Below are 12,454 nucleotides of genomic sequence, written 5' to 3'. Positions count from 1 at the left end.
CGATTGGTCATATTTTGAATCAAATATTAATTATAAAAACAAATACCATGTCAAAAACAATTTTAATTACAGGAGCTTCAAAAGGATTTGGAAGAGCTTGGACAGAAGCTTTTTTAGCTAAAGGATACAACGTAGCAGCAACAGCAAGAAATCTAGAAACGTTAAACGATCTAAAAGAAAAATACGGAAGCACTATTTTACCTTTAAAATTAGATGTCAACAATCGTCAAGAATCTCTAGAAGTGATTCAGAAAGTAAAACAGCATTTTGGAAGAATTGACGTTTTAATCAACAATGCTGGTTATGCGCTTACAGGAGCTGTTGAAGAGGCAAGCGAACAAGAAGCGAGAGAGCAGTTTGAAACCAATTTCTTTGGAACTTTGTGGTTAACACAAGCCGTTATTCCAATTATGAGAGAACAAAAAAGCGGTCATATTATTCAAGTTTCATCAATTTTAGGATTAGCAACTTTGCCAACAGGAATGGGACTTTACAGCGCTTCTAAATTTGCTATAGAAGGTTTAAGCGAAACATTAGCATCAGAAGTAAAACAATTTGGAATCAATGTGACTTTATTAGAACCAAACGGATACGAATCTAACATCTGGCATACTGGAATTACCAGCAAAAGTTTACCATATTATGACGAAATCAAAAAAGCTCTAGCTGAAAGAGAAAACATATTTGGAAAAGTACAAGCAACAGCACCAGCAGTGGTGAACTTGGTAGAAAACGAAAATCCTCCTTTAAGATTATTGCTTGGAAAAGTTGCGTTCCCATTTGTAAAACAAAGCTACGAACAAAGATTGGAAAGCTGGGAAAAATGGAATGATGTTTCAGTTGAAGCTCACGGTTAATTAATCGGTGCTCTAACTAAAAAGATTCCTTCAAAACAAAGTTATCATTCGGTAGTTTGGTCGGCCAAATTTACGTTCTGTAGGAACGTTTGATGTCCATTATTATTGAGAATTATATCCAAAAACCAAACGTTCCTACGGAACGTAAAATAATGACGCCAACATAATTTCTACCAATAAAATGTTCCTACGGAACATACTATTTACAAAAAAACGGGATTGTTTGCTCAAACAATTCCGTTTTTTTCTTTAATAGAAATCTTTAATTTTTAATTTTCTTACTCTTCCTCCCTTTCTTCCACCAAATAATAAATCCAGTTATAGGCAAAGAAGCTCCAATTAAACTTACCAAACTCCAGATTACTTTTCCTGTAAGTCCAAAGAAAATTCCTGTATGAAGATCGTAATTACTTGCTTCATAAACATCAGCAGCATTATTGTCTTTGTATAATTTGGTTCTGAGCATCTTCCCTGTTTTTCCATCAAAGAAAATAGTGTTCTGTTTTCTTGCCCAATCATTCGGATATGTCATTCTTAATCGAAGTTCTCCCGTTTTTCTGACTGAAAATGAAACTGAAGTTGCACCTGGATATTTCGCATTTGCATTTTCGTAGATATTGCTATAACGAACAGGAATTGTAGTCGAATCTATTTTAGCATTAGAAACCACTTCATCTCCTTTTCTAAGTTTGCTTCCCGTTACCAAACTAACTCCTTTTTTGACAGCATCGTACTTAAAATATGTTCCAGAAAACGCAATTAAAAGCAAAAAAATAGAAGCATAAAATCCTAAAACCTGATGCAAATCAAAATTGATTCTTTTAAAAGAACCGCTCCATTTTATTTTTAAAGATTGTTTAAGCTGACGTCTCTTTTTTGGAAACCATAAAATTAATCCCGTTATGAGCATAATGATAAAAATCACAACCGACCAGCCTTGAATAAACTCGCCAACTTCTCCCAATAATAAAGTACGATGTATTTCTAGTACCGTATTAAGCCAATCTGCTCCCTGCTGATTGATTAAAGTTCCATTGTACGGGTTGAAATAATAGGTCTTTTTCTTTTTGGTAGAAATATGAACTGCCGCATTAGGTTCTGCTTTATTTATTTTTAAAGCCGTTATTTTCTGTTTAGGTTCTAGATGTTCATAGTTTTCTATTATAGTTTTTAAACCTATAAAAGGCTTATTTTGAGCAGGAACATGCAGATATTCCTTGTTTGTAAAATCACGAATTTCTTCTTCAAAAACATAAAGAAAACCCGTAATGCTCACTATAAAAACAATGAGGCCCGATGCTAAACCGAGCCACAAATGTATTTGTCTGATAGTCTTTTTAAAACCTTTGGTCATACTGTGCAATAAAATCCAAATGTAGAAATATCATTTTAAATGACGAATTGTATTCTTAGAATTTAAACGTAATATTTCCTGTAACTCTCGTTGGGTTTTGAGCTGCCAAACGATATGACCAATATTTTTCGTTGGTAAGATTGTCTACTTTTAAACCTAATCTAAATTTTGGTCTGTCATAAAATACAGAAGCATCTAAAACGGTGTAAGAAGGAATCGTAAATTTAAATGTTGAAGTATTGGTTTGATAATACTCACTTCCGTAAATTCCTCCAACACCAAATCCAAGACCAGAAGCTGCTCCTTCTGTCAATCTATAACTTGCCCAAAGATTGGCAGTTGTTGGAGAACCAGCTGTTGTTGGTCGTAAACCATTTATACTCGGATTGGCTTTTGTGTATTTACTGTCATTATACGTATAACCTGCCACGATGTTTAAACCTTTAATCGGATTGGCAATCAACTCAGCTTCAAAACCTTTACTCAATTGAGTTCCGTCCTGAATCTGAAAGTTTACATGGTCTGGATCATCGCGAGTAATATTCGTCACTTTTATGTCATAATAACTAAACGTCGCACTGATTTTATTAAAGTCAAGTTTAATTCCACCTTCCAACTGATTGGCCTGATTTGGCTTGAAAGTATTTCCATAAAAATCAGATCCGCCAACATTGTTGAAACCGTTCATGTAATTTCCAAAAACAGAAACCTTCTCTTTTATCACTTGATAAACTGCTCCAAATCTAGGAGAAAATGCTGTCTGATTGTAATTTCCAGCAATAGAATCGCGACTTGGATAATACACACCTTTATTGATATAACGATCAGCTCTAACACCACCCATAACCAATAATCTATCGGTAACATTCAATACATCAGAAACATATGCGCTATATGTTCTTTCGTTATTCGATACCATATTAGTATAGGTTGCATTTGCAAATAAAGGCTCAATTTTATTTATAGTAAAATTATTGTAAGCATCGCCAGGTTTTCTAAAATTAAGTGCTGGCATATTTACTGTTGCATCATTACGTGTGGCGCGAAGACTGTAAAAATCTAATCCAGCCACTACTCTATTACGCAGTTTTCCAATTTTAAAATCTCCGTTAAAATTCTGCTGAATATCAGTTCCATAATAAGGATAGTCCTGATTGGTAACTTGCTGTCTCAAAGTTTCATTGCTCAACATAGTCAGTGCTACAACATAACCTTCAGATGAAGACCTTGTACGCGAAACAATAGTTTGTGAAGTCCATTCATCTGAAATTTTATATTTCAACTGCGCAAAAATATTGTATTGCTGCCCCATATAATTTACCGTATTATTAGCAAATGAAAGTTTGTACGGAATTCCCAATTCTTCTACACTATGAGCCGTGGCATCTGCTTTTGTATAAGGCGTCAATCGAGTTGGCGATGTTGCTTTTGAAGCACTAAATTCGGCATCAATTAATAAAGTCAATCTATCGTTTACCTCATAAGAAAAACTTGGCGCAATAAAAAAGCTTTTATTAAAACCTGCATCCTGAAAACTTCTTTCACTATGTAAAGCTGTATTGATTCTGAAAAGAGCCGTTTTCTCTTCATTTAAAGGTGTGTTGATATCCGCTGTTAGACGATTCAAATCCCAATCACCTGCCGAAAAAGAAACTTCCCCTTTAAAAAAATTAAAAGGCTTTTTGGTTACTCTGTTAAACAATCCCCCAAAAGAAGAAATAGTACTTCCAAATAAAGTAGCCGATGGACCTTTTATTACTTCTATACGCTCTAAATTTGACGGATCAATCGAGTTAAAAGTAAAACTTCCAACACCGTTTCTTACCAATTGCGGTGTGGCAAAACCTCTAGAAATATTAGTCGTTCTTCCCTGATTTCTCACTTCGGCAATACCTGCACCCGGAACATTTTTAAAAGCGCTGTTATAATCCGTTATAACCTGCTCTTTCATCAATTCTTTGCTCACAATAGTATAAACCTGCGGGTTTTCCATGTTCTTCAGTTTCATTTTAGAAACCTCTTCACTTTCTTTTCTCGCAAATCGGTTTCCTCCAGAACTTACAATTACTTCTTCTAATTTTTGAGAAGTATAAGTCAGTTCAAAATCTAGCGTAACTTCTGTATTGTTTTGATCAACAATAACCGAAGCTGGAGAAGATTCATAACCATTTAATTTTATTTCAACCAAATATGTTCCGAAAGGAATATTTTTAAATTGATAAATCCCATCAGAATCAGTTGTAGTGGTTTTATTTAATTCTGAAATTTTAACAGTTGCACCTTGTAAATAATTTCCGTCTTTAACGACAGCCTTACCCGAAATTGTACCAACAGTTGATTGAGAAAAAGCCTTTTCTGATCCTATAAAAATGATCAAAAAAGCCACAAACACTTGACATAAAATATTGTCTTTAAGTGTTTTGAAAAATGTTTTCATATAAAATCCGTAATTTATTCTTATTTAGACTGGTTACAAATATATAAACGAGAACTGACTTCTTGGCTAAAGATTAAAACTTTCTTAAAAAAAAATTAAAAACATCGAAATAAAGGCTGAAAGGAATCTGATTTCTATTAATGCGATATATTTCAAAATGAACTTTGTTACTTATTTTATGCTTTAATTTTCAGTTATTTAAAAGTTAATCAATACGTTTCATCCAAAAAAGAGGTTGCATAAGCCGTTATTCTTTTTTATTTTTATGAAATCTGATGAAACCCTAATCATTTGATGTAAAGTTTTTAAAAACAAGAAAAAATTAAAATGAGCAACGACAAAAAACTAAAAGCTGTCGCTTTCGGAGAAGTACTTTGGGATATTTTTGGCAATGAAAAAAAAATTGGAGGGGCACCTTTAAATGTGGCGCTTCGCATGAAAGCTCTTGGCGTTGAATCAAATATGATTAGCTGTGTAGGAAATGATGTAGATGGAGAAGCAATTATAAACGAAGTCAACAAACTAGGCTTGGATACCAGCACTATTCTCAAATCTGACGATTTCCCAACAGGATTGGTGAACGTAACATTAGACGAAAGTAAATCGGCTACTTATGAAATTATTTATCCTTCTGCTTGGGACAAAATTGTTCTAAATGAAGAAGCGAGAGAATTAGTAGTAAACTCAGATGTTTTAATTTACGGAAGTTTGGTCTGCAGAGATCAAGTTTCTCGAGAAGCTTTAGACGAGTTGCTTCACACCCACACTTACAAAGTTTTTGATGTTAATCTTCGAAAACCACATTATGATTACGAAACTTTGCAACATCTAATGCAGTCTGCCAATTTCATCAAATTTAATGATGAAGAAATTATGGAAATTAGTGCCGCTTTTAATTCTCCTTATAAAACTTTAGAGGAGAACATGAACTTCATTTGTTCTTTGAGCAATGCTACTGCGATTTGCGTGACAAGAGGGAAAGATGGCGCTTTATTATTGTGGGATAAACATCTTTACGAAAATGAGGGTTATACCGTAAAAGTTGAGGATACTGTCGGTGCAGGAGATTCTTTCTTAGGTGCTTTAGTCACTTCACTTTTAAACGGAAAAGAACCGCAAGCCGCTCTAAATTTTGCTTGTGCAACTGGTGCCTTAGTCGCTGGGTCGGCTGGCGGAAATCCTAAAATTTCAATATTTGATATTGAAAATTTAATTAATAAAAATTAAAAGAAAATTACAAAGCCTGGTATATTATAAACATCAGGCTTTTTTTATAGTTAAAACATTACCTTCATTCTTCAAACATGGGAACTATGTAAATTTAAAATGGAATTATTTCTTCCTAATCAATATGGGCGCAGTAAATTGTGTTTTCAAATAATTTAAGGAAGAATGATGAAAAAATTACGAATTTCACTTATCAATATTCACGGACTCTTGAAAGGTTCTGGTCTAGAGATTGGACGAGATGCAGACAACGGAGGCCAGACCAAATACATATACGAATTAGCCGAATTTTTATCGCAGCATGAAGATGTAGAACACGTTCATCTTTTTACCAGATTAATAGATGATCCTGCCCTTTCGCCTGAATACGCAGTGCCTGTCGAAATTATCAATGATAAATTAGACATTAGAAGAATTCCGTTTCTGGGAAAAAAGTACAAACCCAAAGAACAGCTTTGGGAGGGTCTTGATCTTTTTGTAAATGGCGCGATGCAGCATATCAAACAGCACAATATTTTCCCAGATTGGATTCACTCGCATTATGCAGATGCCGGTTATGCGGCAGCCGAATTATCAGCCGTTTTAAATATTCCTTTTGCCCATACGGGACATTCTTTAGGATTCTACAAAAAGAAAAAACTAGTTGAAAGTGGTGAAACAGAAGAAGAGCTAGAGAAAAAATTTAAGTTTAAAGCCCGAATTGCGGCTGAAGAGAGAACCTTAGAACTTGCAGAATTCATCGTTACTTCTACCGAACAGGAAATTGAAACCTACAAAGCCTACAAAAATTTTGAACTAGGAAAATACCATGCTATTTCTCCAGGAATCGATACCCGAAAATTTGTTCCTTATTATTATCAAGAAAACGATTCTGATAAACATATGGAAGAAGCACAGCGAAAATACTGGGTTGCCGAATCCATTTCTAAATTTCTTACCAATCCGCACAAGCCTATTATTCTGGCACTTTCTAGGCCTGACCGCCATAAAAACTTGAACACTTTAATTGAAGTTTACGGAAAAGATAAAGAGCTACAAAGCATTGCCAATCTTGTCATTTTTGCTGGTATACGAAAAGATATTGCCAAAATGCCTGAATCTGAAAAAAATGTTCTGACCGATTTGCTTCTTTTAATGGATAAATACGATTTGTATGGAAAAATGGCTATTCCGAAAAAACATGACGTTGAAAATGAAGTTTCGATTATCTATCGCTATGCTGCCGAAAAAAGAGGTGTTTTTGTCAATTTAGCTTTGCATGAAAATTTTGGCTTGACCGTTATAGAATCCGCTAGTTCTGGACTTCCTGTTGTGGTGACCAAAAACGGCGGACCTTCAGAAATTATTCCAGTTTGCCAAAATGGAGAATTAGTCAATCCTCAGGAAGAAAGCCAGATTAAAAAAGCCCTTTTAAATATTTTAACCGATGAAAATCAGTGGAAATATTATTCGAATAATGGAGCCATCAATATTCAGAAATATTACAGTTGGATTAGCCATGTTAATCATTATGTCGAATTGGTTAAAGAAAACCTTTCTCTTTCATCCGGAGCTGGAATCAAAAAGCAGCATTATCCTAACATCAACATTAGCCGATTAAAAAGAAAAATCGACCATTTGTTGGTTTCTGACATTGACGGAACATTGATTGAACCGAAATTGGCCAATCCAGGTTTGAAAGAACTCAAAACACATTTGATGAATCGTACCGATAAAATGGCTTTTGCAATGGCTTCTGGACGAAACTTAGCTTTAGTAAAAAAAGTAATTGACGAAGAGGAGTTTCCTCTCCCCGATTTCATAATCTGTTCGGTCGGAACCGAAATCTATTACACCAACGGAAAAGATTATATTTTGGATAAAGGGTGGGCAAAATTCCTAGCTGGAAGGTGGAAGAGAGAAGAAATTTTAAATAAACTAAAAGCCATAAAATGGATCAAACTGCAGGAAGAAGAAGCCCAGAATCCGTATAAAATCTCATATTATTATGATAAAGAACAATACAATCATGACGAGTTAATCACTGTCTTAGGAACAGGATGGTACAAAGTCAATATTATTCCGAGTCACGGTCAGTTTTTAGATTTTATTCCGAAAAGAGCTTCCAAAGGAAATGCGATAAAGTTTTTATGCCGAAAGTGGTCTATTCCGCTAGGAAATGTAATTGCTGCAGGAGATTCTGGAAACGATGTCGACATGTTTAGAGGTCCCGTAAAAGGAATCATTGTTGGAAACCGAAGCGCAGAACTCATGGCTTACGAAACCACAAAAAGCATTTACGTAGCCAAAACTTCAGCTTCAGAAGGGATTTTAGAAGGCTTAAAATATTATAAAATCATTAAATAAAAAGAATAAGCCACGAATTACACGAATTAGCGCGAATTTAAAAATAGTTCAGCGACAACTTTGCCAAAGTTTAAAACTTTGACAAAGTTCATGAGATTTAAAATTCGAGAAAATTGGTGCAATTAGTAGCTAAAAAAATACAATCATTAAATAAGTAATAAAATGTATTCAGGTTCAGGATTTAGCAATTGGGAAATTGGAGATGTTGATGTATTTATAGATGAAAAAGGAGTTCATCATTTATTTCATTTAATTATTCCCAATCACGATTATATTGCACATGCAGTTTCAAAAGATGGTCTTTCGTGGAAACGAGTAAAAAACGCCTTATTTGTTGGCGATCCAGGAGAATGGGACGATGATATGTTATGGACGATGCATGTCAGCAAAAAATCGAATGGCGAGGGTTATGAAATGTATTACACTGGCTTAAAACGTCAGGACAAAGGAATTGAGCAAAAAGTAGGAAGAGCTATCTCTACCGATTTAATTACTTGGAAAAAAGAGAATCTATACGGACTTCCTTTTAAAAGTGAAGCTCCACATTATGAAGGTCCAAACAACAATCCGCGACAATGGATTAGTTTTCGCGATCCATTTAAATACCAGTACAAAGGTGACGATTATTTGCTAATCTGCGCCCGAAGCGCCTCTGGACCAACATACCGCAGAGGCTGTATTGGTGTTGCCAAAAGAGAGAAAGAAGGTTTTGTGCTACAGAAACCACTCCATATTCCATATGTATACGATGATGTCGAATGCCCTTGCGTTTTTGAAATTAAAGGAACGCATTATCTTTTAGGATCCATTAGAGAAGATATTAAAGTCCGTTATTGGTCGGCACCTGAATTTAGAGGCGAATATTCTGCTTTTCATAACAACGTTTTAATGCCTCAAGGAAATTATGCGGCAAGAGTTGTTAAAGAAGGCAAGCACTTTCTGGTTTATAATTTCTATTTCGCAGACGGAAATGTCAATACGCATCGTGTAATGCCACCTCCTAAAGAACTCGATGTTGACAAAAGCGGACGACTTCTATTAAAAACTTATTATTATTGGCAGAAACTCTATCAGAAAACCATACTTCAAAAAGACTTACCGCAGCCTATGCCTATTTTAGGAAATCCAACAGCCGATTTTGTTTTAGAAAATGAAAGCAAATGGCGTTTTGGATGCCGAAGCGGTTATGAAATATATGGCTTCGAAAAACCATCAAACGATTTTGTCTGGGAAGGAACATTGTCTGTTGAAGGAATGGGAAAAACAGGCTTTGTGATCGAATGTGACAAAGAAGGAACGGGATATTATATTTCGATTGATTTTATGAACGGTTTTGTGCAGTTTAGAGCATGGGGATTTAATGAAAAAGACGTTAAGAATAATTTTATTTTTGAAAACATTCAAACGAACCAATTTGAGATAAGCGAAGAAAAACAGATCTCTTTTAAGATTATCCGTTATGGAAACTATTACGAGCTCTCGATTAATGACATTGTAAAACTCACTTTATTAGATTTTAAATACAGCGAAGGAAAAGTGGGAATCTACGTCTGTTCGGCAGTAATTTCGATAAGTGATTCTAAAATTCACGTTATTCCAGAACCTGAAAATGAGTATGCAGCTTCTGATCCTGAAAAATATGATAATGAACTACAGCCTAACTCTTTAATTTAAAATATTATGAACATCCAAACCTTTAAAATCCAAATCGCATTAGTGCTTTTATTCGCTTTTAATTTCTCTAATGCGCAACAAAAAAATGTTGAAAAATGCCGTTATACCAAAACCAGTTATGGCTTTCTAATGGTTCTTCGCGAGGGCGATAATGTTTTAGAATTAATTGAAAAATTAGCAAAAGAACAGAAAATACCATCAGCCAATTTTACCGGAATTGGTTTTGCGCAAGATGCCACTTTTGGATTTTATGATTTTAACGAAAAGAAATTTCATCCCAAAACTTTCAATAAAGTCGAGATGGGAAGCATTACAGGATCTATTGCCTGGAGTGGCGACAAACCTTCTATACACATGCACGGCGTTGCAACCGACGAAAAATTTGATGCTTATGGAGGTCATATTTTGGGCTTAAAAGTCGGAACAGGTTCTATGGAAATTTACATTACTTTAAATAGCGAAAAACTCGAGAGAAAAGTAGAACAGCCTCTCAATGCGAATGTTTTACAATTAACTTGTTTAAAGTAGATTTTGGTTAATGCCACTGTTTTTATTCTGAAAGATTAAACCTATATTGGCATTCCAAACTCATAATTTACTAAAATGCCACAAAGTCCGTCTCCTGAAGAGGTAAGCAGAGTTTTCGAAAATTATTTTTCTGCCGATATGAATATCTGGAAAGGATTTTCGGAAAAAATTAAAGTCCGTGAATTTGATAAATCAGAAATCATAAAAGATTATCATGGAGTCGAAAAATACCTTAATATCATCATTAAAGGATCAGCGGGTTTGTTTGTTTGGGACGGCAAAAGAGACATTTGCATTAATCTATTGTATGAAAATAGTTTTATAAGCGATTATATGTCATTCTTAAATCAGCAACCATCGGTTATTAAAACTGAAGCTTTAGAAGATATAACGCTTTGGTCTATTTCTCATCAAAATTTGAATGAATTATACCAGAGATCTGAAACAGGTTTGAGAATCGGAAAAGCCATTTCTGAAATGCTTTATGTTCGTAAACAACAGGAACAGATTAATCTTTTAACGCTTTCGCCTCAAGAACGTTATTTAAAACTGATTGAAGGCCGTCCAGAAATTTTTCAGAGAACACCTTTAAAAATCATTGCCTCTTATCTGGGATTAACAGCAGAAAGTCTGAGCCGAATTCGAAAAAGAGTTATGGAAAAATGATTTCTTACCCAAAGTCAATTTTATTTTCATTTTGCCTCGCTAAGTTTGCTTTACTAAACCAAACAAAATAGTAAACGATGAAAAATAAAATCAACTTTGGAGCTATCATAGTGTATTACGTAATTGCTGTTGCTTGCAGATATGCTGCGGTAAAAACCAATTTATTATCTGGAATAGAAAATCCGTATTTAGTGATTTTGCTTCGCGGTGTTGGTCCTGCTTTAGGAGCTTTGGCTGCAATCAAAATATTCTCACTTCACAATCCAATGTCTTTAAAAGGAATATACAAAAATGCCATTGTTCCTTTTGCCATATATTGGCTGCTCCCTGCTGTTTTAATTGCAGGAGTTTATTATGTTACCATTGGAAAATTCCCAATTTTATTAATGTTTACCGTTCTAGCTTACGGACTTTTGGAAGAAATCGGATGGCGAGGATTTTTACAGGAACAATTAAAATCACTTCCTAAATTTACTTCTATATTGATTATTGCTGTTCTTTGGTTTGCATGGCACTTAAATCTGGAAACCACTCCAAGTAACATGATTTTTCTTGGAATCATTTTCTTTGGAACTTGGGGAATCGGAAAAGTATATTCTTCTACAGGATCATTGCTGGCTGTGGCAGGAGTGCATTCGCTAAACAATTTCTTTCGCAATGGTTTGCATGAAACAGAACTTACGCTAATCGCAATTTTATTAGTAATCTGGATTGGTTTTATTATTCTTTACAACAGAAAATACAAAACTGCTGTAAATCCAGCTTAACTTAATTCTGCAGGCAATTGAGATAGTTTCTGCAGAAACTAAAAGAATAATTTTTTCACGCAGATTTAGCAGATTTAGCAGATTTAGCAGATTTAAAATCAGTGAAAATCCCTTAATCTGTGGCAAAAAAAACAGCGCAAACTTTAAGATTTGCGCTATTTTTTTTTAATTAAGCCTTTCTGTTGTTTCCATTCTTAAGCAATGCTCACTTCCTAAATAAAGCGGGTTTCCATGTTTCTCCGACCAAAATCCGTCTAGGACATCTTTAGTAATACATTTATAAACAACAACACCTTTGTACGTTTTATTGTCGTCGCCTTTATAATTGAAATTAATTACCAGAATATTATCTTTAAAGAAACCTGTACCTTTTTGCTGATGCGAATTGATAACCCAATTTGCTTTAATTCTATTGTTTTTGTCTAAAGTTAAAGTCAAAACACCTTTGTATGTTATCTCATTGCTTTCGTCCTGATTGCTTCCCGAAACCGAAAAAGTGCCTACTAAATCTTGTATTGTCATTTATGAAATGCTGCTATTTTTTGGCAAAAGTAAAAATTATCTTTTAAATCAACTTTATCACGTTTTTTCCAGCCAA

General features: G+C 34.5%; 10 protein-coding genes. 7 read left to right on the top strand and 3 right to left on the bottom strand.

Annotated features, from left to right (window positions below; genetic code table 11):
* Positions 1–47: 47 nt before the first annotated feature.
* Complete coding sequence (locus BB050_RS17625; RefSeq protein ID WP_008469094.1) at positions 48–857, top strand: SDR family NAD(P)-dependent oxidoreductase; 810 nt, start codon at positions 48–50, stop codon at positions 855–857.
* Between the two features lie 262 nt (positions 858–1,119).
* On the opposite strand, the gene BB050_RS17620 is transcribed toward BB050_RS17625, so the two are convergent.
* Positions 1,120–2,211, bottom strand: coding sequence for a PepSY-associated TM helix domain-containing protein (locus BB050_RS17620; protein ID WP_236940358.1), 1,092 nt, complete (start codon positions 2,209–2,211; stop codon positions 1,120–1,122).
* Between the two features lie 55 nt (positions 2,212–2,266).
* Entirely contained in the window at positions 2,267–4,648 is a 2,382-nt protein-coding gene (locus BB050_RS17615) for a TonB-dependent receptor (protein WP_066034509.1), read from the bottom strand.
* A 327-nt stretch (positions 4,649–4,975) separates the two neighbouring features.
* Between BB050_RS17615 and BB050_RS17610 the strand changes: the two genes are divergently transcribed.
* The 6 genes from BB050_RS17610 (at position 4,976) to BB050_RS17585 (ending at position 11,856) form a co-directional block, all read left to right on the top strand.
* A complete protein-coding gene (locus tag BB050_RS17610; RefSeq protein ID WP_066034508.1) occupies positions 4,976–5,875 on the top strand; it encodes a carbohydrate kinase family protein in 900 nt (299 codons plus the stop codon).
* 165 nt (positions 5,876–6,040) lie between these two features.
* The gene (locus BB050_RS17605; protein WP_066034507.1) at positions 6,041–8,221 is read left to right on the top strand and encodes an HAD-IIB family hydrolase; all 2,181 of its coding nucleotides are present in this window, start codon (positions 6,041–6,043) and stop codon (positions 8,219–8,221) included.
* Positions 8,222–8,383: 162 nt separating this feature from the next.
* Positions 8,384–9,895 (top strand): glycoside hydrolase family protein, encoded by a 1,512-nt coding sequence (locus BB050_RS17600; protein WP_066034506.1) that lies wholly within the window; start codon positions 8,384–8,386, stop codon positions 9,893–9,895.
* Between the two features lie 6 nt (positions 9,896–9,901).
* Positions 9,902–10,423: a PPC domain-containing DNA-binding protein gene (locus BB050_RS17595; RefSeq protein WP_066034505.1), complete on the top strand. Its 522-nt coding sequence runs from the start codon at positions 9,902–9,904 to the stop codon at positions 10,421–10,423.
* Between the two features lie 75 nt (positions 10,424–10,498).
* Positions 10,499–11,089 (top strand): Crp/Fnr family transcriptional regulator, encoded by a 591-nt coding sequence (locus BB050_RS17590; protein ID WP_083219868.1) that lies wholly within the window; start codon positions 10,499–10,501, stop codon positions 11,087–11,089.
* A 77-nt stretch (positions 11,090–11,166) separates the two neighbouring features.
* On the top strand, positions 11,167–11,856 hold the full coding sequence (locus tag BB050_RS17585) for a CPBP family intramembrane glutamic endopeptidase (protein WP_066034504.1): 690 nt from the start codon (positions 11,167–11,169) through the stop codon (positions 11,854–11,856).
* A 165-nt stretch (positions 11,857–12,021) separates the two neighbouring features.
* On the opposite strand, the gene BB050_RS17580 is transcribed toward BB050_RS17585, so the two are convergent.
* Complete coding sequence (locus tag BB050_RS17580) at positions 12,022–12,378, bottom strand: hypothetical protein (RefSeq protein WP_066034503.1); 357 nt, start codon at positions 12,376–12,378, stop codon at positions 12,022–12,024.
* Between the last annotated feature and the right edge of the window lie 76 nt (positions 12,379–12,454).

It is taken from the genome of Flavobacterium anhuiense, assembly GCF_001705175.1.
In the GTDB taxonomy this organism is placed as follows: Bacteria; Bacteroidota; Bacteroidia; order Flavobacteriales; family Flavobacteriaceae; genus Flavobacterium; species Flavobacterium anhuiense.
This window is presented reverse-complemented; position numbering and strand designations above follow the sequence as displayed.

What these genes read in the sequence shown, in the direction of transcription:
- BB050_RS17590 (WP_083219868.1), top strand. Translation starts at nt 10,499, where the DNA reads ATGCCACAAAGTCCGTCTCCTGAAGAGGTAAGCAGAGTTTTCGAAAAT.
- BB050_RS17600 (WP_066034506.1), top strand. Translation starts at nt 8,384, where the DNA reads ATGTATTCAGGTTCAGGATTTAGCAATTGGGAAATTGGAGATGTTGAT.
- BB050_RS17620 (WP_236940358.1), bottom strand. Translation starts at nt 2,211, where the DNA reads ATGACCAAAGGTTTTAAAAAGACTATCAGACAAATACATTTGTGGCTC.
- BB050_RS17580 (WP_066034503.1), bottom strand. Translation starts at nt 12,378, where the DNA reads ATGACAATACAAGATTTAGTAGGCACTTTTTCGGTTTCGGGAAGCAAT.
- BB050_RS17610 (WP_066034508.1), top strand. Translation starts at nt 4,976, where the DNA reads ATGAGCAACGACAAAAAACTAAAAGCTGTCGCTTTCGGAGAAGTACTT.
- BB050_RS17585 (WP_066034504.1), top strand. Translation starts at nt 11,167, where the DNA reads ATGAAAAATAAAATCAACTTTGGAGCTATCATAGTGTATTACGTAATT.
- BB050_RS17615 (WP_066034509.1), bottom strand. Translation starts at nt 4,648, where the DNA reads ATGAAAACATTTTTCAAAACACTTAAAGACAATATTTTATGTCAAGTG.
- BB050_RS17595 (WP_066034505.1), top strand. Translation starts at nt 9,902, where the DNA reads ATGAACATCCAAACCTTTAAAATCCAAATCGCATTAGTGCTTTTATTC.
- BB050_RS17605 (WP_066034507.1), top strand. Translation starts at nt 6,041, where the DNA reads ATGATGAAAAAATTACGAATTTCACTTATCAATATTCACGGACTCTTG.
- BB050_RS17625 (WP_008469094.1), top strand. Translation starts at nt 48, where the DNA reads ATGTCAAAAACAATTTTAATTACAGGAGCTTCAAAAGGATTTGGAAGA.